General features: G+C 61.6%; 21 protein-coding genes, 1 tRNA gene and 1 pseudogene. 11 read left to right on the forward strand and 12 right to left on the reverse strand.

The annotated features are described in order from the left end of the window. Positions 1 to 6: 6 nt before the first annotated feature. Genes HCN51_RS45575 through HCN51_RS45585 form a run of 3 tightly spaced genes read right to left on the reverse strand, consistent with a single transcriptional unit; the run spans position 7 to position 2,384 of the window. Positions 7 to 705, reverse strand: a complete 699-nt coding sequence (locus HCN51_RS45575) for a DUF2637 domain-containing protein (RefSeq protein ID WP_168018163.1) — start codon at positions 703 to 705, stop codon at positions 7 to 9. Positions 706 to 727: 22 nt separating this feature from the next. Next, positions 728 to 2,062 (reverse strand): FtsK/SpoIIIE domain-containing protein, encoded by a 1,335-nt coding sequence (locus HCN51_RS45580; protein WP_168018164.1) that lies wholly within the window; start codon positions 2,060 to 2,062, stop codon positions 728 to 730. Beyond that, positions 2,055 to 2,384 (reverse strand): SCO3933 family regulatory protein, encoded by a 330-nt coding sequence (locus HCN51_RS45585; protein ID WP_168018165.1) that lies wholly within the window; start codon positions 2,382 to 2,384, stop codon positions 2,055 to 2,057. Before HCN51_RS45585 ends, HCN51_RS45580 begins: the two co-directional genes overlap by 8 nt. A 147-nt stretch (positions 2,385 to 2,531) precedes the next feature. Between HCN51_RS45585 and HCN51_RS45590 the strand changes: the two genes are divergently transcribed. From HCN51_RS45590 to HCN51_RS45600, 3 genes are all read left to right on the forward strand, one after another. Further along, on the forward strand, positions 2,532 to 2,921 hold the full coding sequence (locus HCN51_RS45590; protein WP_168018166.1) for a winged helix-turn-helix domain-containing protein: 390 nt from the start codon (positions 2,532 to 2,534) through the stop codon (positions 2,919 to 2,921). A 242-nt stretch (positions 2,922 to 3,163) separates the two neighbouring features. After that, positions 3,164 to 4,198, forward strand: a complete 1,035-nt coding sequence (locus HCN51_RS45595; RefSeq protein ID WP_168018167.1) for a P-loop nucleotide/nucleoside kinase family protein — start codon at positions 3,164 to 3,166, stop codon at positions 4,196 to 4,198. Beyond that, positions 4,195 to 4,761 carry a nucleoside/nucleotide kinase family protein gene (locus HCN51_RS45600; RefSeq protein WP_168018168.1) on the forward strand — a complete coding sequence of 189 codons (567 nt, stop codon included), beginning with the start codon at positions 4,195 to 4,197 and terminating at the stop codon, positions 4,759 to 4,761. Before HCN51_RS45595 ends, HCN51_RS45600 begins: the two co-directional genes overlap by 4 nt. A gap of 277 nt (positions 4,762 to 5,038) precedes the next feature. On the opposite strand, the gene HCN51_RS45605 is transcribed toward HCN51_RS45600, so the two are convergent. Then, positions 5,039 to 5,257 carry a hypothetical protein gene (locus HCN51_RS45605; RefSeq protein WP_168018169.1) on the reverse strand — a complete coding sequence of 73 codons (219 nt, stop codon included), beginning with the start codon at positions 5,255 to 5,257 and terminating at the stop codon, positions 5,039 to 5,041. Positions 5,258 to 5,393: 136 nt separating this feature from the next. Between HCN51_RS45605 and HCN51_RS60505 the strand changes: the two genes are divergently transcribed. Continuing rightward, complete coding sequence (locus HCN51_RS60505) at positions 5,394 to 5,645, forward strand: GntR family transcriptional regulator (protein WP_168018170.1); 252 nt, start codon at positions 5,394 to 5,396, stop codon at positions 5,643 to 5,645. Between the two features lie 901 nt (positions 5,646 to 6,546). On the opposite strand, the gene HCN51_RS45615 is transcribed toward HCN51_RS60505, so the two are convergent. The 7 genes from HCN51_RS45615 to dndB all read right to left on the reverse strand — a co-directional run bounded on the left by HCN51_RS45615 (position 6,547) and on the right by dndB (position 17,381). Beyond that, positions 6,547 to 7,101 (reverse strand): hypothetical protein, encoded by a 555-nt coding sequence (locus HCN51_RS45615; RefSeq protein WP_168018171.1) that lies wholly within the window; start codon positions 7,099 to 7,101, stop codon positions 6,547 to 6,549. A gap of 10 nt (positions 7,102 to 7,111) precedes the next feature. Continuing rightward, on the reverse strand, positions 7,112 to 9,241 hold the full coding sequence (locus tag HCN51_RS45620) for an AAA family ATPase (RefSeq protein WP_168018172.1): 2,130 nt from the start codon (positions 9,239 to 9,241) through the stop codon (positions 7,112 to 7,114). Positions 9,242 to 9,419: 178 nt separating this feature from the next. Further along, entirely contained in the window at positions 9,420 to 11,633 is a 2,214-nt protein-coding gene (locus tag HCN51_RS45625; RefSeq protein ID WP_168018173.1) for a DEAD/DEAH box helicase family protein, read from the reverse strand. Positions 11,634 to 12,251: 618 nt separating this feature from the next. Further along, a complete protein-coding gene (gene dndE, locus HCN51_RS45630) occupies positions 12,252 to 12,629 on the reverse strand; it encodes a DNA sulfur modification protein DndE (protein WP_346434026.1) in 378 nt (125 codons plus the stop codon). Positions 12,630 to 12,670: 41 nt separating this feature from the next. After that, positions 12,671 to 14,686, reverse strand: coding sequence for a DNA sulfur modification protein DndD (gene dndD / locus HCN51_RS45635; RefSeq protein WP_168018175.1), 2,016 nt, complete (start codon positions 14,684 to 14,686; stop codon positions 12,671 to 12,673). Beyond that, positions 14,683 to 16,236, reverse strand: a complete 1,554-nt coding sequence (dndC, locus tag HCN51_RS45640) for a DNA phosphorothioation system sulfurtransferase DndC (RefSeq protein ID WP_168018176.1) — start codon at positions 16,234 to 16,236, stop codon at positions 14,683 to 14,685. The genes dndD and dndC overlap by 4 nt, the downstream gene beginning before the upstream one ends. Continuing rightward, positions 16,233 to 17,381 carry a DNA sulfur modification protein DndB gene (gene dndB, locus HCN51_RS45645; RefSeq protein WP_168018177.1) on the reverse strand — a complete coding sequence of 383 codons (1,149 nt, stop codon included), beginning with the start codon at positions 17,379 to 17,381 and terminating at the stop codon, positions 16,233 to 16,235. The genes dndC and dndB overlap by 4 nt, the downstream gene beginning before the upstream one ends. A 139-nt stretch (positions 17,382 to 17,520) precedes the next feature. Here dndB and dndA point away from each other — a divergent pair, with 139 nt between their 5' ends. The 5 genes and pseudogenes from dndA (at position 17,521) to HCN51_RS58545 (ending at position 19,768) form a co-directional block, all read left to right on the forward strand. Next, a complete protein-coding gene (dndA, locus tag HCN51_RS45650; protein ID WP_168018178.1) occupies positions 17,521 to 18,657 on the forward strand; it encodes a cysteine desulfurase DndA in 1,137 nt (378 codons plus the stop codon). Positions 18,658 to 18,731: 74 nt separating this feature from the next. Next, positions 18,732 to 18,905 (forward strand): annotated as a pseudogene (locus tag HCN51_RS63190) (helix-turn-helix domain-containing protein); the annotation flags it as partial. Between the two features lie 30 nt (positions 18,906 to 18,935). Then, positions 18,936 to 19,274, forward strand: a complete 339-nt coding sequence (locus tag HCN51_RS63195) for a helix-turn-helix domain-containing protein (protein WP_428981575.1) — start codon at positions 18,936 to 18,938, stop codon at positions 19,272 to 19,274. A gap of 29 nt (positions 19,275 to 19,303) precedes the next feature. After that, on the forward strand, positions 19,304 to 19,459 hold the full coding sequence (locus HCN51_RS58540; RefSeq protein ID WP_206068650.1) for a hypothetical protein: 156 nt from the start codon (positions 19,304 to 19,306) through the stop codon (positions 19,457 to 19,459). 39 nt (positions 19,460 to 19,498) lie between these two features. Beyond that, a complete protein-coding gene (locus HCN51_RS58545) occupies positions 19,499 to 19,768 on the forward strand; it encodes a transposase (protein ID WP_206068651.1) in 270 nt (89 codons plus the stop codon). Positions 19,769 to 19,870: 102 nt separating this feature from the next. Here HCN51_RS58545 and HCN51_RS45665 read toward each other — a convergent pair whose 3' ends face one another. Then, complete coding sequence (locus HCN51_RS45665) at positions 19,871 to 22,081, reverse strand: tetratricopeptide repeat protein (RefSeq protein ID WP_168018180.1); 2,211 nt, start codon at positions 22,079 to 22,081, stop codon at positions 19,871 to 19,873. A 768-nt stretch (positions 22,082 to 22,849) separates the two neighbouring features. Here HCN51_RS45665 and HCN51_RS45670 point away from each other — a divergent pair. Then, positions 22,850 to 22,920, forward strand: a tRNA-Arg gene (locus HCN51_RS45670). A 647-nt stretch (positions 22,921 to 23,567) separates the two neighbouring features. Next, positions 23,568 to 24,521, forward strand: coding sequence for an HNH endonuclease (locus tag HCN51_RS45675; RefSeq protein WP_168018181.1), 954 nt, complete (start codon positions 23,568 to 23,570; stop codon positions 24,519 to 24,521). The last annotated feature ends 114 nt before the right edge of the window (positions 24,522 to 24,635 follow it).

Genomic DNA, 24,635 nt, shown 5'->3' on the forward strand with positions numbered 1-24,635 from the left:
TCTCCTTCAGGCGGTTTCCGGTGTGGTTCGCAGGGTGCGGAGCAGGTCCGAGGCGAGTTGGTCGGACACGCCCAGGCGGGTGCGGAGGAGGTCTCCGGTGATGGGCTTGCCGTGTTTGGCGTGGTGTTCGGCGGCGACGCGGCGGGCGTAGTCGATCAGTGCCGGAGCGGGTGCGGGCCTGTCGCTCGGGTCGTCCTCGTGGGCGGGGACGAGGGCGGGGCGGTCCAATTGCGGGACGGCTTGTGTTCTGTCGGGGACGTCCGAGGACGCCGCCGTCCAGGATGGAGACGGTTGCGGGACGTCCGGGGACGGCTCGGTACGGGTTGCGGTGGCGCGGCGTTCGAGCATGGAGACCGCGACGAGGAAGGCGCCGGCCGGAGTGGCCGCGGTGATCCAGCCCCAGGCGGTCGGGGTGGCTTGTTGCAGGTTGGCGGCCAGCGAGAGGACCACGCCGCCGGTCAGGACGAGGACGGGCCAGGAGACGAGTCCGCGCCGGGCTTTGCCGATCTTCTTGTCGCGCTGGCGTTCGCGGGCGGCCATGACGCAGGTCAGGTCGATGCAGATGGCGATGGCCCAGGCCATCCAGCCTTGCTGGCCGTGCTCGGTGGCGGTGTCACGGATGTGGGTGAAGGAGCCGGCGCCCGCGATGAGGGCCAGGACCAGGACGGGGCCGGTATCGAGCAGCCAGGCGGCGAAGCGGCGCATCTCGTTCCTCCTCTCAGGCGGATCAGGCGGTCTGGGAGTCGGGCAGTTGGTGAGGTTGTGCGGCCATGACGTCGGCCCAGGAGGGGGCGCGGTCGGCGTAGGCGCGAGCGGCGTGTTCGGCGGTTTGCTCGCTGACGTAGAAGGAGCGGGCCCGGTACCACTGGCCGTCCTGACTGGCGACGATGGCGACGCCGGGTGTCTCGGCGGCGATGGCCCGGGCCGAGTCCAGCGCCGCCGGGTCGAGGTCGCCGAGGGTCATGGTGGCAGTTTCGGGATCGTTGACGCGGTGGCAGATCCGTCCGGAGCACTGCGCCCGGAGTGCTGTGACGCCGGGGCCGAGGTCGGAGCCGATCCGTTGGCCGCAGCAGAACAGGTAGATGCCGAACGCCCGGCCGAGCTGCGCCACCCGCAGGAGTGCGGTCGAGGTCTTGGCGATCTCGTCCTTTTCGGACTTGTCGGCCATCAGGTACAGCTCGGCAAGCTCGTCCACCAGGACCACGATCGGTACTGGGCGCATGGTGGGCGGGAGTTGCCAGATGTTGCGCGCGCCGGCCATCCGGCACACGCCCATCCGGTCGGTCATGAGCGCCACCAGGTCATCCAGCAGTCCGCCGCACTCGGCCCGCGTGGTGGCCAGCGCGGACAGCCGTGGCGCATACGGGGTGAACTCGACGCCGCCCTTGAGGTCGAAGCCGACCAGGGCAACCGGTTGCGGTGCGAGGCCGACGATGAGTGCGTTGGCGAGGTTGGACTTGCCGGACTGGGTGGCTCCCGCGTTGATGTAGTGCGGCACGGTGCGGAAGTCGATGACCCACGGCCCACCGGTCTCCAAGCGGCCCACGGTGACCTTGAGCAGTTCGGTAGAAGGCGGCAGGTCATGGACCTTGACCAGCGGATCGCGGATGGTGGCGGCCAGGCGTACCCGGCCGGGCTTGTCGGAGGAGACACGCACGGCGTGTACGCCCCAGGAGTGCGCCAGGCGTTCGGCGACGTCGGCGTAATCTTTGGGAATCTGCCCTTCCAGGGTGTGCAGGGTGACGCGCCAGCCGTGCCGGGTCGGCATGGGCAGCCACATGAACGGCTTGGTGTCGACCGCGACGCGCTGGAACTTCCGCTTGACGCGGACGACGCCAGTCGAGGCGACCAGGCCGGGGACGGTGGTGAACCAAAAGCGCTGCCGCTTCTTGGTGAGGTTGCAGCCAAGGGCGACTTTGCGCCAGGTGGCCCACACGCTGATGGCCGTGATCGGGAAGCCGACAACGAGCCAGAAGGAACGGTAGTGCCAGCGGTGCCAGGCCCAGAGCCCGGCCGTGAGAGCGGCCAGGACCCCGAGCACTACGTGGAGTTGGTCAGGCACTTGCGACCTCCTCCAGCGGGAGCAGGGCGGAGGCGCGGTAGGAGATGCCCCACTTTCCGGCCATCTCCCAGACGTAGCCGAGCAGGCCGACGGCGTTTACGGCGTCGCCTGTCTTGATCGGCGGCTCTCCGGCAATGCCGATCTTGACGAGTTCGATCCGGCCGAACTCGTCTTCGACCGACACGGTCACCTCGTAGACGGTGTTGCCGTTCTTGTCGGTCTTGATCTCGCCGGTGTCGCGGTTGAGCACCCGCGGACGCGGAGCCTTCACGCAGGTGATGGCGAGCTTGCTGACATCCACGGGGATGGGGACAGTGCGCATGGTGTGGTTCCTTCGTTCGTTTGGACTCTTAGAATACATAGAACACTTGGAATTCTAAGTTGTCAAGGTCTTCCACGAAGACTTGGTTGGCATGCCGTGCGGGCTGTGCTGAACTAGAGGGGTACGCACCCGCACGGAAGGCATCGGATGGTCGAGAAGACCGGCCGGCCCGGCTATCTCCAGATAGCCGACGACCTACGCACGCAGATCAGAACGGGCTCACTCGCGCCCGGCACCGCGTTGCCTTCGACCGCCCAGCTCTGCCAGCGCTATGACGTGTCGGCCAGCGTGGTCAAGGCGGCCATCAGCGTGCTCCGCACTGAAGGGCTGATCATCGGTCAGCAGGGCAAGGGTGTGTTCGTTCGCGAGGGCGCCGCGGCGTCGGCGTCTACCTCGACATCGGCATCGGAGGAGGAGCCGGCCGCGTCCGAGATCATGGAGCAGCTCGCTCAGATGCGGAGCACTCTGACGACTCTCGGCGACCGGATCGCCGAGCTGGAGAAGGCTGTGTTCCAAGGGCCGAAGCGATCTCGCTGAGTCGGCAGGCCAATTCTTCCATTTCAGCCCGAATAGCCTGGAGTTCATCCAGGATGCGCTGGTTTGTAGTCACTCCGACACCCCCTTTCTGGTCGGTCGTTATCCCGGCGGGGATGCCGTTAGTTCATCGCGCATTGGCGCTGGTGAGTATCACAGAGCGTTAGCTAAGCTTCATCACTGCTGCCTGCACGGCGGTTACACATCCACTTACACATTGGCCGCTTCTCAATGTGCGCAAAAGGATGCAATTGACGACAATCCACCGCCCCGGATGGCAACCGCTGGTCCTGCGTCAACATCGCGAAGCACACGGGCTAACCCTCGAAGCCGCAGGTGACCAGCTCCGCCAGGTCGCCCGGCGGCACGGCCTGACGGCACCAGCCGCGAACTTCCAGACACTCTGGGCGCATGAACAGGGATCGGTATATCCCGGACCTCACTACCGTAGAGCCTATTGCCTCCTATACCAGGCAAATGAGCCCACCCTTGGTTTCCGTCTGGCGCTTCCCGGCGAAATAACCGAAGTGGAAAATTCCATCTCGGAGTTGCCCCAGCCCACCGACCCCGCCACCGACAACGCCGCCGCCCAGGTCATCGAACAAACGCTGCTCAAAGTCTCGGGCACCCCATCGAACGCCGAGCAGAACGCACTCCTCAACCGCGTCGTGGACGCCTGGCGACGCCGCCACGGCAAGGGCAGCCCCAAGCCCATCCTCACGCTCGTCGGCGGCTACGCCGGATCAGGCAAGACCGAGTTCTCCCGGTTCCTGTCCGACATCACCGGTTGGGCCTTCCTGGACAAGGACTCCCTGACCCGCCCCATGGCCGAACGCCTGCTGATCTCCCTCGGCGCCGACCCCCACGACCGGCATACCGAGCTGTACCTCCGCGAGGTCCGCCCGCTGGAGTACCGCTGCCTGATGGAAACCGCGTTCGACAACCTCAACGCCGGCACTTCGGCGATCCTGTCGGCCCCATTCATCGCCGAGCTGACCGACCCCGATTGGGTGACCCGCCTGACGCACCGGTGCGCCGCCAAAGGCATCGACGTCGCCGTGGTGTGGGTGCGCTGCGACGCCGCATCGATGCGCGAGTACATCGAGTTCCGCGGTGCCCCCCGCGACGCCTGGAAACTCCAGAACTGGCAGGCGTACGTCGACACCCTCAACACCGACACCAGCCCACCCACGGCCCACATCACCGTCGACAACCGGCTCGGCGCCGCGATCAGCCTGGCGGACCAGACCCGCGAAACACTGAAACGGATCCTGACATGAGGGGCATCGTCCTGTACGGGCCACCGGCCAGCGGCAAGAGCACCATCACTGTCGCCCTCGGCGAACTCGACCCGCGGTTCGCGCTGGTACGCAAGCTCAAGATGGGCAACCAGCGCGGCACCGAGTACGACTTCGTCAGCGCCGCGGAGCTGGACAGGCTGAGAGCCGCCGGGCGGGTGCTGATCGAAACTCGCCGCTACGGCAACGTCTACGCCATCGACCGCGACCGCATCGACCGGCTCACCTCGGCCGGGCGGATACCGATCGTCCATCTGGGCAACCTCGGCGACGTCCGCCGCCTGGTCGAGGACGCCCCTTGGCTGACCGTTCTGCTCTGGGTCCCGCGTCAGATCTGCCAACAACGCTCCCACCAGCGTGGCGACAACGACACAGCACACCGCCTCCAGGCATGGGACGAAACGCTGGCCGACCTGCGTGCCGACGACGACGGCCTGTTCCACCACCGCTTCTCCACGGACCAGGCCGGCCCCGACGAGATCGCGCGCGTGATTGCAGGCACCTTCCCCGACGAGGGGACGGTGCCGCTTGGTCACCGCGCCTGACCAGTCATGATCTGTAGCCACAGGGTCCGTGCGGCCTGAGCGGACGTCCACGGGCTCTCCAGCATGTCCCCAGGACGCCCAGACCTGAGTTGCCGGACGAACGAAAGGCCGGCCGCCGTACAGAGCTCAAAGGCTGGGAAGGCGCACATGCACGTGTGCTCCCGGACCCGCACCCGATCGGCGCGACCCAAGGGCACCGCCCACCTCACCCGCATCGCCTGAGCGTGAGGTCTCGCGACGTGGGTGCCGTGATAATCAAAGTGCGAGGGCGGTGGAGTCACAACGTCACCGTCAACTGGCACTGTTCGAGCAGCACCGCGATGAAGGTCTCCAGGTCATCCGCACTCACCGTCTGGTGGAGCCCTCTGTCGATGTCTTCGTTGCGGAGCCGGACACCGCGTCGAGTCGCGTAGAACACTCCCGCGTCGCTGCAGAAGATCGACCAGGTGGGGAACGCTGCGCGGAACACGTCGAGGTCGTAACTGGGTAGTGCCATACCGCGAATGTAAGAGAGAAGCCCGACCCTGTCTACCCCTATGGATCCCTGGGGGTAGACGCAGACCCCTATAGATACCGATAGGTCTATGTAGGCGACTGAAGACCCGTGACGCCCCCTTTCTACGCTTAGCCTTGTGATTGAGTTCGAGCCTGACCGGCCACGCTGGCAGCAGATCGCCGAGGTCCTACGCCAACGCATCACCACCGGCGAATATCCGCCAAAGTACCTCGTGTCGGAAGTTCGGCTCGTCCAGGAGTTCGGCGTCGCCCGCGACACCATCCGCAAGGCGATCCGCCAGCTGCGCGAAGAGGGGCTGCTCTACACCGTCCCCAACCTGGGCAGCTTCGTCAGCCCACCCGGCGAGGTCTCACCCGAGGGCACCTGAAACCCGGACATACACGGCCAAGTGCCTCCAGGTTCGCAACCCGTCGAGCCGCCAACTACGACGACGAACGCCCAGGCCGAACACCCCATGCCCACGGAGAACGTCGTCGTCAGGAACGATGGCCGGCCAGCTCTTCCGATCCCCTCCTCTGGCAACGAGCGCTCGACCTTACCCGGCGGCGGCTATCGAGCCCATCGAGGTATGACCGCAGCGGCCATCAGGGTTCATAACCGCAGTTCAGAGACATGAGTGCTCGACAACTACACGTCCGGATGAGAACTTTCTCTACGTCTTCAAGGGCGGCCCGCTGCGCGGCCCGCCGGGCGCGCAGGCCGGTGTGCGTGCCCGGCTGCGGCTCTTCGGCCGGTCCGGGCACGCACCGCCAGCGCGCCCCAAGTCTGCAGAGGATATCGGCTAAGATCGTGACGATCGCTCACTTCGGACCTCGCCGTACGTGGTCGGGGCGATCGGCTGCCGCGGCCCTCCTCCGTCGGGCCTTGCCATCGGGTAACGTGACAGAGTGCCACCGGCCAACCAGGGTGCGGCAGGTGTCGTGGGAGATGCGCCGGAGGATTTAGGATGTTCCGGCGCTGGTCAGACGTTAGGCGACGGTCGCCAGGTTATGTAGAGCGGCCATGGCATGTGGTGCAGTGCCGGAGCTGACCCATCCCGCAAAACGCGCACCTTCAGAACTCGCCGACTTGATCTCAACAGCGTCAAGCGGCAGCCACCACGCCACCGTGCTCACCACTCTCATCAACGTCAGCCCTACCTCGCCGTACAGCGCCTCTCATCCGCCACTGGTCCTCATCGCCTTGCGGCCCTTTGGAGTGCTCCACATGTGCCGGTCGTTCCGCTCGCGACGTGGTAAAGCGCTGCAGCGGCCCAGATGGGTATGAGCCTACAAGGCCTCGGACTCCAGACCACGCAGCATCGACCACAGCGGATCCTGGACTGAAGAGTCATCATCGGCCTGCCTCTGAACGCAATCCACGCTGTCAATGGCCGACAGGAGAAGATCTCGAACTCCGCTCTCATCGTCCTGACGCTCGCGGAGCCATTCAAACCCCGAATAAGCAAAACGGTCCAACAGCGCAAGGCGTTGGCCTACCTCCTGCTCCGATAGCATATCCAGCTGCGAGCGAAGCGTCTCCCGTGCAACATCACCGCCGTCAGGACTAGTCAGCACGACAATTGCAGCAAGCTCCCGCGCTCCCTCGGCACCAAAGAACACGCGGTCTTGGATCTGAATAGCATCCTTCTTAGAAGCGGGAATCTGATCAATAGACGCCGGCTGGTTGAGTGCCAGTGCCAGAGACGCTGCGAAGATGTAGGCATCCCGCATCTCACGAAATGGACCCGTCTTGGTCCCCGCCATCACCGACTTCGCCTTGCTAGTCGCAATGAGCGAATCAAGGAGAGCCTGGTGCACTGGATAGATGTACACACTTGCCACAGCGAGCCCTTCAGCTAATCTTGCTCATTCGAGTGCGCGCCGGGTCCACACCATCGTCCTGGGTGCTGTAAATGTAATCCTTACCCTTCCATCTGACGTGACGGTTGGTCGCCTTGTGTGAAGTCAGCTCCATGACGTTGACGCTACCGATGTGAGACTCGATCTCTTCCCATGCCGTGACAGACTTTGCAGAGACGATAATCACTATCTGCGGGAGCAATCTCGGTAGCGCTTGGATAACTTCAACCTCATATTCATGGTCTAGAGGACTCGTAGGTGAGTCCAAAACTACTGGAAAGCCGACCCGCTTGGAAGTCTCGACGTCGCCCGTACGCTGAAACTGCTGGTTCCTTCGCGCAATCTCGGCGTACTGCGGTGCAAGCCGTGCGATGGCTCCAAGGAATGCGATAAGAAGTAGCACCTTCTCTGATTGCGATACCGGCATCGTCTCATCGCGCCCCTGAGCGCCAACAGAGATGCCAAAGTCTTCGCCTACGCGTATCTCGAATTGTTTAGCAATCAGATCCGCATACGTGTCGTTGATGGCTTTCTCGAAATCCTCACGACCAAACTTATTCAAACCCTTACGTGCTTCGTCGAAGAACTCCTTCACATCTCGGAGAACCTCGATGGCTGCCGTTTTGCGCTTGTATGTGTCCAGCTTGGAAGATTTCTTAGTATAGTCGGCTAACTTCTCGCGCTCAGCTTCGGTCGCCCTCTGAATCGTCGACTCTATGCTACGGTATTCCTGCTCCAGACGATCGACTCCCTGTTGCATGAGCATTGCAATATCAACAGGACTACTCCCCCGTGCCGGCACTGGGGATTCCTGATCGTCCGTAAGCTCCTTGAGTTCACGCCTAGCCTTGGTCAGGGCGCGGTCGGCTGCCTCGATACACATCCGGAGCACGGACTGTAGCATCCTCATGTCGGCGTCCTGCGGAGGTCCAGCGACGCCAAGATCTGCTGCTAGCGCCGCAACCTTCCCTCGCACCTCGGCTATTTGCCGGTGAAAATTATCGAGATGGCTCTTTAGTTGAGTTCTCGTTTCCAGCCCCAGCACGGCCATCGCGTGCTCAGTAACGTGTGACAGCAGCCCTTCCACTCGCGAGCGCGTCTGCTGAGTGAACTGGACCTGACAGAGGGCACAGCGGCCGTCCGTCAACGATTGATGTAGAACAGAGTCGTGAATCCGGGGAGGCATGAGCCCTGCCTTCTCGGCAATATCGAGGCGATGAACCGCTGCCTCGGTTGCACGCTGGCTGAAGTGAAGATAAGCCTGCCGCGCCAATCCAACATAGAGTTCATGAGCACGGTGGACGGCACCCTCCGCGTCTGTGACCCTATTCTTCAGCTCGTTGTACTTACGTTCCCACTTCTTGATCTCTTCTGGGTTGTACTTCTCGGCCTCCTTCTTCGCCTTGCTAGCCTGGTCTCGGGCTTGCGCGAGCAGTGACGGCAGCTTGTCCCGGCGGTCCTCGGCAGCATTGAGTTCCGCCTGCGCCTGCTCCCAAGCCCGCCTGGCCGCCTCCACCGTTTCGTCGGTGTACTTCTGCGTTGGCCGAAGAGCCTCGCTAGCGATCGCACCGCGAAGATCCTCAACTGCATGGTCGTAGATGTCGCCAGCCAGCAGCGACCTGATGGCCGAGCCGATGTCCAACGACGTACCCTCTCCAGGCCGGTCACCTTGGAGGACGCTGGCAGTACTGAAAGTTTCTGCAGGAAAAAAGAACAAGTCCTTAAGTGGTTTGGGAAGAATTCGGTAGATCTCGTCCTCGACCGTTCGTTCGCCGTTTCTGGTTACGGTCAGGTCGTAATCGCCCTCGAGCTGTCGCCGCGCGTCAGTTGCTCGACGGACATGGAACTTGGCATTCTCATGTTCGAGCTCGAGTTCAACAAAGGCTTCCGCAGTCGGATCGTTCTTGATTGCTTCGAAGTTGACTAAGCTCTCCGGAGCTTCGAATCCATCAGTAAACTCACCGTACAACGCCCAGGTGAAGGCATTCAGAAGAGCAGTCTTGCCCGCGCCGTTCGCGCCGAAAACCAGAGTGACCGATTTGTCTGGATTTACCGAAAAGTCTATTCGATGGGTGCCATGGAAGGGTCGCCAGTTGCGCATCGTCAGCGAGGTGAACTTCACCGTTCGTCCCCTTCCTGCCTAACTGTCTCCAATGCCCGGTGGGCAAACTCTTCGTGAAGGTCGCTGCGGTCCTCGGAGAATCTGCGCCTGTGCTCAGCTTCGATGACGAACATCGAGACATCCTTCGCGGCAGGGCTGAGCTGCGCCCCTAGATCCTTCATACGCTGCTCAAAGGCGCTCACTGGACCCATTCCTCCATGTTGCCCTCGCGGGTGAGGTTCATCCATGCATGCTCGGCGGGGCGCAGGCCATACTCGTAGGCCCAGGCTATGACAGATGATAGAGCCTCGCTGTTGCGTGCCGCATCAGCGAGTTCGGCAGCACGCGACAGCTCCGCCCCGATTAGACGCTTCTCGGACTCGATCGGTTCACCGATCGGGCGCGGGGGCATCACGAGAAAGTCGTAGATCACCGCATGTGACTTCGGGTTGTCGGGGTCCCTCCGAAGGAGGCGTCCACGACGCTGGACGAACTGACGAGGATTCTGGGTCGACGCAGTAATCACACCGATTCTTGCTGAAGGGATGTCCACCCCTTCGTCAAGGCACTTCATCGCTAGCAGAGCCTGGATATCACCGCTTGCCAAGCGCGCCTGCAGTACTTCCCTGCGGCGAGAGTCGACCTCACCGTAGTAACGCTCGACCTGCATCCCAAAGTCCATCCTCAACATACGTTCAGTTTCATCAAGTTGGGAGAAGTCGGACTCCGGATCTCTTCCTTCCGCAACGTAAATAATCTGATGTGACTGGCTCTTTAGGCCGTCAGCCATGAGTTCACGCAGGCGGACGCGTTTATTGGCTGCGTGTTGAATGAGACGGGTCCGGGCGCGGATTTGGGCATCAACGGCCTGCTCGTCGCCGACTCCATACGCCCTGGCGATCTTCTGCGAGATCAGCCGATATTGACGGCTCTCCTCATCGGTAAGCTCAATTGGCAAGGGGAGATAGTCATACGGCACCAAGGCGCCATAGTCCTCAATGGCCTGCTTTATACTGATCGATAGCACGGCCTTACCGAAGTACTCCAACAGCGCCTCGGTGCCGATCTCGTCACCATGCCGCTTTGGCGTTGCAGAGAGGCCCAAAGTCATGGTCGCGTTCTTGGGTAGTGCTGCTAGACGGCTAGGCGTCCCCAACGAGTGCATCTCGTCACCGATCACGAGCAGATGTCCCCTATGCCGGGCAAGCTGGCGCTGGAGAGGATGGTCGAACTCCCCCCCAACGTCGGCAGAGCGGGGAGCCAGACTGTCGGCGGTCGTAATAACCATCTCGGTGCGCCGCCCATGGCTTGATCGGGCAGCAGAGAACACAGATTTTAGGTGCTCTTCCTGGCCTCTCCTAAGCCCGCCGTGACATACCGCGGGTCGGAAACTAAACCGTTCTGCATCGTTTCGCCACTGCCTCACGAGGTCAATCGAGGGAACAATTACCAAAATTAGCAACGGTCGATCCGACTTGGCAATATGGATCGCTGCTTGAGTTGCCGCCGCAAGTGCTGTGAGCGTCTTGCCAGTCCCGGTAGCCATCGCAAAGGTGCCCTTGCCGCCAGCTCTCAGCCAGTCATTGACGGCCTTCTTTTGGTACCCGCGTAGCGTGAGGTCGTCGGGCAGGGAAGGCACGAATGTGGTGTCATCGGCCAATGGCATATACGGCACATCCACCTCGCCCGCTTCGTGCATTTTTGCCTGGGCAGACGATGGTTCACGCACCCCAAAGGTGGATCTCATAGGTTCTTCGATCCACTCGTTCACCTGCCACAGCGAGATGCCATCAACTTGCTCGTTCCAGACCTGCTCGAACCGTTCTCGCTCTTCCCTCGCATATGCGCGCTGCTCCTCGTTGGCCCAGCTGCGGTGAAGGGGAAACGATTCGGAGTGCAGTCGTGCACCTCCTAAAGTCTCATTGGGACTACCAGTGAACGTCATCCAGTTGCCAGCATCGTCCGAAAAGATGCCGATTTTTTCATGAAATAGACCGAAGCCTCGCTCGTGTTCTCGCAGAGCAATCCGCACATCGAGCTTCTCGTTGGCAATCATCCAGGTTAGCAACTTAAGGCGGTCAGCTAGAACGGGATTAGGAATTGGCTTTGTGACAGCAGCGACGAATTCTGACCTGACCCGTTCCCTAAGCTCCTCACCTTTGCCCATCGCCTCCAGTTCGTCATCGCTGAGGTGAGCAGGGGAGGTGATAAGGCGCATTTTGCCACCATTAAGGACAAATCGATCAATGGCTGGGGCTATGGCGGCCAGAAGTCTTGCAGAGAAAAAGCCCACTGCGCGGTCGTAAGCAGTGGCACGAGCGAAGGCTGGAATGTAGAAGTCGCTGACTAGGTCGTCAGGAGGTGAGTTGTACCTACGCCTCCAGTGGAGGTCCCACGACGGCAGCGTATCCACGCTTACCTACTCTCAAGCATGTCGAGCAGAGGGTCCGAGACTGGGCTAAGTGAATCTATATCTCCAGCCACCGCCGGCGCAGCCGAAGCATCAGAGCCTCCACCCAAACCTGGAAGAGGCAGGAGACCTGGTGGCACAGAGTCTAGATCGTCAACGGTTGCGAGAAGCGTAGCTGCCAAGATATCGATTACGCTTACCGACCCACAACCGGGGATACACCGAAGGTCTTTTATCCGGGTACTCACCAATCTACTCAGCCGAGCAAGGCCGTTCCTTATCAAGATCCGCTGAGCACGTCTCGTGCGACACCGCACGCTGACGTCACTGTCAACAAAATCAGGCTTGCCGAGGAGCACAAAGAGAGTGTCCGGTTCGGCTGCAGTAGCGAGGATCTTGGCCCAGGTGATCGCTGCGCGTCGGCGCGGGTCACCGCTGTCGGCCTGCGCGACATCCGACACCGCCTGCTCGTACACCGCGCCTATTCTCCTCTCACTGCGCTCCAGGAGCATAAGGGTCAGAGGGTGGTTGCGGCCACCGGTCCTCGCCTTCGTCAAAAGAGTTTCCTGCGCGCCGGCACGCGCCCCTTACCAATGTTCGTCCAACCCCCTCCTTCCCTGGTTAACTGAGGAGTGCGACGAGGTCCGGAGTGTCGCGCATGTTGGCATCACCGACCAGATACTGGGTACCCCGTGTAATGTGCGCGCGTAGCTGTGCGTGCAGAGCCTGCTCGTCGAGCGGGAGGCCCAGTTCTCTGGCTCGTTGCTTGATCAGCCACCAGTAGAGATCGCCGGCTGCGCCGGAGAACGTCTTCCAGGTCATCTCCACCGCCGTATCGCTGTTCGGTGACGTGGTAGGTGGAGCCGTCGGTTCGGCTAGAGAGCGGCATAGGGCCCAGCGGCAAAGAACGTTCCAGTTCATCACGCCTGTGCGTCGCTTCATGGTGATGAGTTGCTCCCGGACGTCGGAGCCGATACGGACCGACTCTGGCGGACCCACAACGTGGCCCGCAGGTGCTGGCTCCTTCCTGCCCCGGGTACTCAACGTGCCACCTCTTTACGCTGCTGTGTGCCGGTTGCGCCGTTGAAGTAGCCCTCGCTGACGTGCGTTACACGGCGCTCAATGTCGTGTTCCAGCCGGATGGTGTGACTAATCACCCCATCAAGTGTGTCGAGAATATCCGGCGTGATCTCGGTATCGGTCGACAGGACGATCACTTGGTGGCTGGCGTTGGGCAGGTAGCTCTGGACAAAGCGCATGCGGTGATCGCTGTCGAGGCGGCCAAGCGGGGTATCGATGACTACGGGCAACATACGGCCTGAAGCTCGTGCTAGGCCGGCGAGTAGTGCCACTGCTAGAAGTTGGCGTTCACCGGCTGACAGGCTGCGGGGCCGTACTGGCCGTCCGTCCTGGGTGAGTAGCTCCATCTCGCAGGTGTCAGGATCGATATTGACCTCGTGCACGAGGTTGTCCTTACGCAGCAGTAGCTGCAGCGACTCCAGCACCATGGATTGGATCCGCTTGACATGCCGCTCGGTCGCCTTGGCTCGCAGGGCGACAAGCGTTGCGCGCGCCCGTCCGGCATGCTCAACGATGCGACGCAACCGCTCGGTCTGGAGTTGCTTCTCAGAGGCCGACTTCAACTCCTGTTTGAAGGCGCGTTCGGCCGCCTGCTGTGTCGATCGCGTGGCGGCAAGTTCTTTGTTGAGAAGGTCAATATGAGCCCGAAGACTTGCCACCACCTTATTGGCCTTCTCGTACTCGGCGACCAGTGCTTCACCGACGTCCTCGTGCGGAATCGCAGCGGCGGCGCGTTCAGACGCCTCGAGAGCTGCGCGTGCCGCCTCCAGTTCGGCGACTCGATGCCGAAGGTCGCTACGGATGCTCTCAAGGTCCTCATCAAGGAGCCGTTTCGCTAGCGCCAAGGTCGTCTCGTCGTGGCCAAGGAGCGGATCTACTCGTGCTCTGGCTTCGCGACTATTTCGGTCCTCGCTGAGGAATTGAGCTACAGCTGTCTGGATCTTCGCGCTCGCTCGCTGGGCGCGCAGGTGTTCAAGAAGCTGGTTGTCGCGCTCGGACAACAGACCGTTAAGGATATGGTTATCGGCCTGTTCCTGTTCGGCAATCGCCTGTGCGGTGGTAGAAGCGAGCAGGTCTGGCACGAGTAGCAGCGGACCAAAGCCACCGACTGCATCAATCAATGCCTGCCGACTGGCTTTCACGCTCGCTTGCGCTGCATGGAGCCGTTCGGTGAGCCTGTCGCGTTCTTGGTATTGCTGCATGCCCTCTCGATGCAGACGGACACGTGCCTCCGTCGCGTCTTGTGTGGCGAGCTGCAACTTGCGCTGGGTAGTCTCCAGCTCCTGCATGAGATCGATTTCGTGACTACGAAGCCGCTGCAGCTCACGTTGCTTGGCAACGATCGCTTCCCGATCCTCGTCCGAGGTAGCCTCCTGCCGATGGCGCCGTTCGAGGACGGTTAGGTCATCCTGGAGCCGGTCGACGAGGTCAAGCCCCAGCAAAGCGCTAACGGCCGTGCGGACGAGTTCCTGAGACACATCCGACTCGGCGAAGGCTTCGATCTGCTCACCGTCAAAGAAGAAGAGGTTGGCGACACCACGGGGCACCAGGGTCTCGACGTGGTCCGCCCAGCCTTCAGAGAGGATCTGGTCGGGGTAGCCGTCCCGGTTGACATCAACCCGCTCGCGCACTTTGCCGCTCACGACAGCCCACCGGCGGATCAACTGGAACTCCTGCCATGCCCCGTTATGAATTGCACGGAACAGCAGCTCAATGGATGCCCCGTCGGCCGGGTCCGTGGCACTGTGAATGAGCTGGGTAAGGTACTTCTCGTAACTCGTGGCTCGTCGGCTGCTGCCCGGGGTCATTGTCCCGTAAAGAACTAGAAGCAGGGCCTCCAGCACCGTCGTCTTGCCGGCGCCATTGAGGCCCCCAAACAGCACGATCGGGTGGTCAGGCTCCTTCGGCGCTAGGCGAATCGCCTGGCGGCCCGCGAAGGGGCCGACGTTGGTAAGGACGAGTTCTTGGAAGATCATCTGCTGCCTAGCGGGAAGTCGTCGAAGGCCGGGCTGTCGTCGGCTCTAGCGCCGAAAGCCAACTGGATGTTGCCGCTGGCGAGGTCTTCAGCGCTGACCGCTTCACGAGCCGCCTTCTGTCTGCGTGCGTAGGTGACGGCGTCATCCTGGTCGCGATAGAAACCCTTGACGAGCGCCTTTTCCAATGCTGGGAACAGCCCCGCCCGCCGGATCTGGTTGCGGTGACGGCGCTCGACGTCCAGCAGTTCCCGCACCGTCTCGAAGTGCAGCCGGTCCTCGCCGCAGATTTCGGCGAGCAACTCGACCTCAACCGCGCCGAGCGGTAGCGCCTCGTCCAGAGGCTTACCGGGGTAGGGTCGCCCGGTTGCCTCCGCGTAGATGCGCGGCAGATTGTCCTCGAATTCATGCTTCTCGACGACCCAGATGCGGCGAATTTCCTCAAGTTCCGCCAGGGTGATCAGTTCGATCTGAGCGACTTCCGGTGGACCATTGCGACGGACTTCCTCTTGCGCTTCCAGCAGGCGGCGCAGCCAGCGCTGTCGGGACGGCTGGGTGTAAGGCCCGGGGATTGGCTCGTCGTGGAACAGCTGCACAGTGCCATTCATGCGTCGGAAGTCGCGCAGTTCCCGATCATCTGGCAGGTCAAGCTCATTGCGGAGCGCCAGCAGCGGCTCCATCCATGCCTTCTCGGCGTCGTTGAGCACCATGGCGGTCATCGACTTGTCTTGATCAACGAGAGTGCAGGTCCAGCAACCAAAGCGGCTATCACCGCAACTGGGTGTGGATGTGTCGACGACCAGGGGGCATTCGTTGTCCGCTGAAGCTCCCTGGTACATCGTCAACAGGTCCCGGTTTGAGTACCCCCATGGGTTCTCCATCTGCATGAGGAACATCCAGACCTCGTCGGAGCTCCACGCCTCGATCGGGGTGTAGACCAGCGAGTTGGGCAGATTGGCGTTGGGCGCCAGGCGCTCCCGCACGCGATTGACTTCGTGCGCCGCCATCACGCGGGCACGAGTGACCGACTCCTGCTTGCGCATCCCGAGGATGAGGACCGCCTCACCGTGTGCTCGGACCATTGAACGGATAAATGCGTTGGAAGGCTTAATCTTCAGACGCTCCGTGCACCAGCGAAACTTCGGTCTTGGCGCCGGATACCCCTTGCCTATGAGGTTCACCCAGAAGGTGTCCGCTAGCTCGGGTGTCAGCTTGTGCGGCGTCAGCGGCAGACCAAGTTCTGCCGCTCTGACTCCCATGACATCGAGACTGGTGTTGACCCATGCGGAAACCACCGGGTTCTCCACGAGAGTGTCAGTGCTGATGACATGAACTGGCTTGGTCAGCTCCGATGCTGACAGCCTCTGCAGGGCCATCCACACGAGCTGCAAGGTGGCGGTGGAATCTTTACCGCCAGAGTAGCCAACCACCCATGGGATGTTGTCGGTCTTATATAGCTCGGCGATCTCGTCGACGATGACTTGCACAGCCTTGGCAAGCCCGAGTGCGCCGAACGGCCTGCGCCGCGGCTCTGGCATCATGACCTTGCTCATGCTTGTGCCTCTCGGTTAGCTTCTGCCTTCTGCTCCTCAGGCGACAGCGGCATGCCCAGGTGTGCGCGTAGTAGGGCGGTGGTGAGCACAATGTTGGAACTTGCCTTGGTGACTGTGCCGCCGACCAGTGCGCGGCCCTCCCAGAGGGCGGTGTTGGTGCGCGACCAATCCAGGTGCGACAGAGGGGCAAGCTCTTGTGACCACCACTTCACAGGCACGTCGTCGAGCAACAGCGTGTTACAGATCCGGCCGAGTGCGGTGAGGACGATGCCATGCGTGTGGATGAAGTCGCGACGGATCTCGGGAGCGTGCACCTGCTTGGCGCGAATCATCCCCCACTCGGGGAACTGACGGTTCAGCGCTTCCCACATCCCCATTGCAGCGTCTATCATCTGCGGCTGCCCCAAAGTTGTGACGCCCGCGAACAGCGCTTTGTGGGCCCCATGCACAGCAGACAGCGTGAACATCTTCCGCGATGCCTTAGCCAACGATGTGGACGCCTGCTCGACGAACCCTCGCAGGATAGGTGACTGCGCCGCAACCGTCCTGGTCACCGCTGCCAGGGGGTCACGATGATCGTAGAGCACCCCGATGGAAGGTGAAGGACGTACCGCGTGGCGGTTCAGGTCCGCGAACATCTGTTGACAGTGCTGCAACCCCTTGTCCAGGAAGAACACCACCGCGATCGTCTCATCTCCCAGCTCGGGATTGCTTCGTAGCACCTGCTCAATCGCTGCACGGCGGTGCTGCCCGTCGACGACAATGAACCGGCCATCCATGGGGATACGCAGAGTCCCTAGTCCAGAGTTGGCCTCCGCAGCTTGCGCCGGCACGAAGCGGACCGACGCATCGACCGAAGCGGTGATCGCAGAGAAGGTATAGGAGGTGGCGTTCTCCTCGATGTAGCGAACGATCTCCGGAATCCGCCCCTTGTTGAGCAGTCGCTGGGCCCGCAGCTCCACCGGCAGGTCATCGTTGTCCCACACAAACATCTTGGGTAGCAGCTTGAGCGGGCACATCGACACGAAGTAGACCCGACCAGCCTGAATACCCCGAATGGCAGGAAAGGCATACTCGTACACGCCCGACAGCACGGGGGGCGAGGTTATCTCAGACAGGGTGGCCACCTCGGCTTGACGCTCCATTTGATCACGCTCGGCTTACGTTAAGTTGGAAACGTACCAACGTCAAACCCGTCACGTCCGCCACATCGGTCGATCGTAGACTTCAGCCAGCTCCAGCCGAGACACCGGCTACCGAACGTGATTGAGGAGGCAGAGAGCGTTGACCGTCTACCTTGATGCAAACGCCACCACGCCGGTGGACAAGCGAGTTGCCGACGTCGTCCTGGCGTACCTGACGGAGGAGTACGGCAACGCAGGAAGCCGCACTCACGAGATCGGCCATGCCGCCCAAACCGCCGTCGCCCGAGCCCGTCGGCAGGTCGCCGCCGTCGTGGACTGCAGCGATGACGAGGTGATCTTTACATCGGGCGCGACTGAGGCGAACAACATTGCACTGCTTGGCCTAGCACCCGAGGGCCAGCGTTCTGAACGTCGGCACATCGTCACGACGGCGATCGAGCACAAGGCCGTACTTGAGCCGCTCGACAGACTGGCGCATAGCGGATTCGAGGTCGACCTAGTCAAGCCCGATCGGTCCGGTCGGGTGTCACCCGATGAGATTGCCAGCAAGCTCCGTAAGGACACCCTGGCGGTCTCCATCATGGCTGCCAACAACGAGACGGGCGTCATCCAACCCGTGCTGGAGGTATGCAGCCTCCTGGCAGATCACCCCGCGTACCTCCACGTCGACGCCGCCCAGGCCTTCGGCAAGCTCTTGCCAGATTTGCGCCACCACCGTATCGACCTCATCTCGGTCTCCGGCCACAAGGTCTTCGCCCCGAAAGGCATCGGCGCGCTTGTTACCCGCAAGCGCGGATTCCGGCGTCCCCCGCTCACCCCGCTCCTCGTGGGCGGCGGCCAAGAACGAGGACTGCGGCCGGGAACCTTGCCGGTGGCACTCATCGTCGGCCTGGGCCTTGCCAGCGAGCTTGCCGTCAGCGAACATGCCGAACGGCAACAAGCCTGCATCGCCTACAAGAACGAAGTCCTCGCCGGCCTCACACCCCTCGGACCCCAGATCCACGGCGACCCCGAGCACACCTTGCCCCACGTGGTGAATCTCTCTCTTCCCGGGCTGGACTCCGAAGCTGTCATGGTGGCCTGGCGCGGTCTACTCGCAGTGTCCAACGGATCCGCATGCACGTCCGCCTCCTACGAGCCCAGCCACGTGCTCACCGCCATGTCGCTTCCCGAGGACAACATCCGCAGCGCGCTGCGCCTGTCATGGACTCACATGACAGAATCAGTCGAGTGGGCCGAAGCCGTCTCACGCCTGCAGGATCTTCTCCCGCTGTGACGCCCCGTTACACCGATTGAATGCGTGAGTCCTTGGGTCGTGACGGATAGCGCTCGGTGCGGTACGACCGGGGTATGCGGTACGGGCAAAGGGGTGGGTACACGCCCGCGGCGCAGGAACGGTGGGAGCGTGTACGGCTGCAGGCGGCCGAGTGGTTCGAGGCCGGGGAGTCGACCAGGACGGCCGTGGCACGGTTACGGGTTCACGAGCGGTCGGTGACGCGCTGGCGTGAGGCCTGGATTGAGGGCGGTGAGCAGGCGCTACGGTCCAAGGGGCCGGTGTCGAGGGAGAAGTTGTCGGCCCGGCAGTGGCAGCGGCTGGACGTCGAGTTACGGCGCGGACCGCTGGCCTGGGGTTACGTCGAGGATCAGTGCTGGACGCTGGGCCGGGTCAAGACGCTGATCGAGCGGTTGTTCCACATCGGCTACACCATCGAGGGCGTGGGCAAGCTGCTGCACCGCCATGGCTGGTCGGTGCAAGTGCCGGCCCGGCGGGCGATCGAACGGGACGAGGAGGCCGTCGCGGTCTGGAAAGACGAGGTGTGGCCGGCGGTAAAAGCACCGCGGCGGACCTGGGCGCCTACATCTGCTTCGAAGACGAGGCAGGCCAGGGGCTGAGGCCGCCGAAGGGACGTACCTGGGCACCGGTGGGTGCGCGGCCGGTGGTGACCGTGCGCGGCAAGGGCCGGGGCCGGGTCAACATGGCCGGTGTCGTGGCCTACCGGGACGGTGAACGGCCGCACCTGTTCTACCGCCTGTACATCTACCGGCGATGCAAAGGCGAACCCAAGACGTTCTCCTAGATTGACTACCGCGACCTGATCGTGGCCACCCACCAGCAGTTGGACGCTCCACTGGTCTGGTGCTGGGACAACCTTAACGTGCACCTGGCCGGCCAGCTCGCCGACTTCGCCGCCGAGCACGCCGACTGGCTGCGCATCGTCCAGTTACCCGCCTACGCTCCCGAGCTGAACCCCGTCGAGAGCGTCTGGTCCCTGCTCCGGCGGTCCATGGCCAACCTCGTCATCGCCAACCTGACCGGACTTGTCCGGCTCGTCAAACGCAAGCTGGGGAAGATCAGTACCGGCCCCATCTGGTCACCGGATGCCTGACCCAAACCGGCCTCACCCTCGACACCCCGGCAAAACCATGGCCGACTCTACGAATTCAACCGGTGTAGTTGAACAATCCCTATCTCAGGCAGCGCTCTACTGTCACGTAATATTTGGCAGTAGGGTTCGCACGGACCTGGTTAAAGGATGTTTTTTCCCGAGGACACGCTCGCAGTCCTTCAGTGTGTCGATAAGAAGCAACCTAGCCTTCTTGATTTTTCCAATCCGTAGATATCCTACCGCACAGTTACTTTTAGTGATCAGGGTCTCAGGATGATCTGCGCCGAGAACGCGCTCACGATCGGCAAGCGTTCGCTCAAGTAGAATCAGCCCGCGCTTAAGGTTTCCGATGCCTAGATAAGACGTGGCAAGATTATTCCGAGCCGTAAGTGTTTCCGGGTGATCCACACCCAACACTCGTTCAGAGTCCGCAAGAGCGCGGCGATTGATCAGTATCGCGCGGGCATAATCGCCCGCAGCTTCATATGCGTGTCCGAGATTCGCTTCAGAAACCATAGTGCGATAGTGATCTTTGCCGAACACGCGCGTTGCGTCGTTCAGTATCTGTTCAGAGAGGGACACTGCTCGACCGTGATCGCCAGCATCTCGATATGCACGAGCTAGATTAGTCTTTGTTATCAGAGTGTCGTCATGGTCTGGTCCCAGGACTCGTTCACGTCCCATAAGGGCTCGCTTGAATAGTTGCGTAGCATGTTCTAGGTCGCCCTCTGCCATATGCATATAGGCGACGTTGTGGAGAAGCGTTAGAGTATCGGGATGTTCCTTGCCAAGAATGCGCTCTGCATCATCCAGATTACGCTGAGCCAGAGGGCGCGCTCGAGCTGGTCCATTCAACACGTGGTAGGAGTAGACAAGATTAGAGCGACTCGCTAGAGTAGAACGATTGTCATCACCCAAAAGCCTCTTATGGCCATTTACTGCACGTTCTAGATATTTCACCGCATTCACAGCGCGGCCGTGTATGTTCAGAAAGCCACCTGCCTGACTTAGCATATCACACAGGGTAACGCTATCCGCTTCTGGACTACTATAAGTAGCAATTGCCTCTACGTGAGGCATCAACACATGCCAACGAGCCCAATTTCGCGAGTCCTGCGGATTGTCCGGCAGGGCTTGGTATAGGACAGAGATTGCATCATGGCGAGCCTCCTCAATGGCTTCGGCCCCACGATGCGGATCAAGCAAATCAGGAGTGCGCCCGACTGCTTGCACTAGACGGTGAAGCGTGATGTTAGCCGCCGAATCTCCGATGGCTATCATGCTATGCGCCGCCAGGCGACCAATAGCCTTCGCTAGAATAGGGGGTTTTGCGATACCTGTCAGCAGTGTGCGAGGGATCGTTTCTGGCGCATACCAGGACAGGATTCTTAGGAGTCGCCCCGGCAACGGGTCATCCGCAAGTGCGTTAAGGCTTAGATGCCAGACGCGTGCGATTGTGCGTTCCTCCTCCCTCCCTTCAGGCGCTGCTCGAAAGGTTTCGGCAGGATACCCTGAGAGCATCTCCAAGTATTCACGCGGAGACGTTCCTGTTTCGGCGCAGAATGCAGCCGCCTGTTCAACACCCAATGGAAGGTAGCCTAGCTCCTCGCACACATCGACTACACCGTCAGCGGACCGCTGATCGTTGTGCTGCAAAATGCGGGTGAACATCTCGACGGCCTCAGTTTGTCCCATAACATCTAGCCGCGCCGGGGTGCCAATATGATGCCATCCAGTGGCACGGCGAGAGGTAATGACGCAATGGCCTGACGTAGCACGCGCGAGCAAAGGTTGTACATGAACTGGATCGGTGACATCGTCCAGCACGAGAAGCCAATTGTGGTGACTCGACAGCCATTGTATTGCCCGTTCAGCTAGAGCTGCCTGCGGCATGGCTTGATCGATACCCGGCTGCAGTGCGGCGGCGAGGCCGGCCAAACCCATACTCAAGGCCCCCTGAGTATCGGCAGTGATCCACCACACCACACTGTATCTGCTGGCGCGACTGGCGGCCCAGTGAGCCGCTACAGTGCTCTTACCAACGCCACCTAGCCCATGTACTACGTGGACTACTGCGCCCTCCGAGTGGGCTACGGTCTTGTCGAGGCTGTCCAGCGCTACCTTGCGGCCAATGAAAGGATTCACTCGCAACGGCACGTTATTCAGTCCCGTTGGAGCTGGGACCTCCTGCGGTGGACGAATAAACTCGAGAGGAAGCGCGTGAATCTGAAGACCGCCATGAATGTCTCCTGTAATGGCGGTCCCTGAGAGCACCTCCGCGGCGATCGACCGTTTGCCTTGCGCGTTGATCATCGCTGAGGGAGTGTGATTTTGTCGCCCGCTCAATTGCTAGCCGCCCTTTGGTCGCCAGTAACAGCGACTCCGGATATAACGTGCGCCGCGACCGATCGATCACCACTGGCAGATACCTGCACCTGAGTTCGTCCCTCGTTCACCTGAGGATCTTGTTGACGATCAGCACTTATAGTAGGGGTCTGCTGATTCGCAAATGGCTCTTTTGCACCCGTGACGTTCGGCGATATCCCGTCGCCGGTGCTCGCGACACCATATATCGCCTGAGCAGCGAGCGATCGTTCACCGGAAGCAGTGACATGTACGTTTGTGGCGAAGTGCATATCGGTGGCGGAGCGCATGTTGGTGCTCATAGCGCGGTGCGACAAGATCAGGCTCCATGCTGATGCTCCTAGACCGAGCAGGGCTACAAACACCCCGATCACGCTGGCCCACTTATCGGCATCATCCAGACCAGCGCGAAAGAGGAAGACTCCTAGGGCTACCAACGCGAGTCCTACCGCTATCCCTAGTGTTACCCGCCACACATGTGTCATGGTTCTATGATGGTCCACCTCGGACCTGCTTGGACCAGTATCCGGTGAGCAGCTGGGGGCAGATACTCGATCTTCTGAGCTCGCGTTCTACAGGCCAGACGAGCGGTCAGGTCAGCCACGACGAAGTCGACGCTTGTCAGCCAGTTGGGCAGCACGGCGCCCGTACGATACGGGGACATACACGGGATGATCTCACGTGCATTACGCCAAGGACAGGCTCTTCGTCCAGCTCAGACCTCCTTAGTCGGCAGGGTTGCCCTCGCTCTCCTAAAGCGGGTGCCGCAGGTTCGAATCCTGCCGGGGGCACTCACCTAGATCGGCATTTCAGGCTCCTGACCTGCGGTTTCACAGCCGCAGGTCTTTTGTTTTGTATCCCTGGTAGGCAGCAGACGGTGTCCGCATGCAGCCGTAAGACCATGATCAGGGGACATACGCGGGATGATCTTGATAGCGTTTCCCCAGCTCAGGCCCCGATTATCCACCGTCCCGGCCTTCGGCACCCGCTACGGCCACTCGGACACTAGACAAACGCCACCGGCGGTCGTGCCGAAGAAGCGCGTACCCCACCGCGCCACCCCACGTCCCCTGAACAACTCTCCGGCCCATGCTCAGGCTGCTGCCACACGAACGCCAGGCCTGTCCCGCGCTTCCGGCCACAACGGGTGCTGACTTGCAACTGGTCCAGCATCGCGCGCATTCGCCCCGCGCTGGCCCGGCAAACGGACGTGCGCGCCTCTTCGATCACCGCCAGTACCGGCGGGCACGGCCGACCTGCTTGCCGATGGGTCATCGCGGAGCACTGCGATCACCCGATCAGCCATCGCCTGCAGCAGGAAGACAGGTGGCGATGCGTCCTGGGAACCGGACATCAGAAACCATAAGGCGACCAGCCAACCTTCTTCAGGCATATCCACTAGCAGGAACGATCTTCGAGCTGCACAATTCCTTACGTGAAGGCATATGTCGGAGTCACCGACGGCGACTGGTATCGGTTCATGTCGGCTCGCCCGACCTTGACGGAGGCCAACTTCTGGCGCCCCTCGGGCAGCACGAACTTCCGCGCACTGCGTCCTGGCGAGCCGTTCTTCTTCAAGACCCACCATCCGGACAGGAACCCGGTCAACGGCTTTCCGTACAACCGGGTGGTCGGCGGTGGCATCTTCGAAACCTTCCAGCCGCTTCCCCTGTCCGAGGCATGGGAGACCTTCGGCGAGGCCAACGGCGCCGACCATCAGGAGCAGATGAGGGAGAGGATCAGCAAGTATCGTCAAAGTCCCATAGCAGCAGGTGAGGACCCGATCATCGGCTGCGTCATGCTCCGAGACACTCGATTCTTCGAGCTTCCAGCGGGCCCACCCCCTGACTTCGCCTCCAACATCGTTCAGGGCAAGGGCTACGACATGGCCGCCCCTCCTTACACCGACTACTTCACCGACCTCATGACCCGCCTGCTCGGCAACGACACCACCGACGTATCCCAACCATGGCGGCTCGAAGGCCCCGTCTTTGGGGACCCCCGCTTGGCCCCCCGGCGTCTTGGCCAGCGAGCCTTCAAAGCTGTGGTCCTCAACGCCTATGCGGGACGCTGCGCCATCACCGGCTCGACGATCCGCCCAGTACTGCAAGCAGCCCACATCCGACCAGTGACGCGCGGAGGCGAGCACCGGCTGGACAACGGCATCCTGCTGCGCTCGGACATGCACATTCTGTTCGATCATGGATATCTCGCGATCGACACGGACTACCGGCTACGAGTGAGCCCGCGCTTGAGCAAAGAGTTCGGTGACGGCGACGAGCTCCACCAACATGCAGGAAGTACGGTCACCATGCCTGCCAACGCATCCGACCGACCCAGCCGCGCCTTCCTGGAATGGCATCTGAACGAGGTGTTCCTCGCAACGTAGAGGCTGGTGTGACCCAGGTTGAATGAAGCAGCCACGGCGCGGTGAACTCCTTATGCGCCAGGCCGGGCTGTAAGGGCTCAGCGGGCAGCCCATATGGCGGCGCCCCGAGCCGGA

This window comes from Nonomuraea composti (assembly GCF_012034275.1).
Taxonomy (GTDB): Bacteria; Actinomycetota; Actinomycetes; order Streptosporangiales; family Streptosporangiaceae; genus Nonomuraea; species Nonomuraea composti.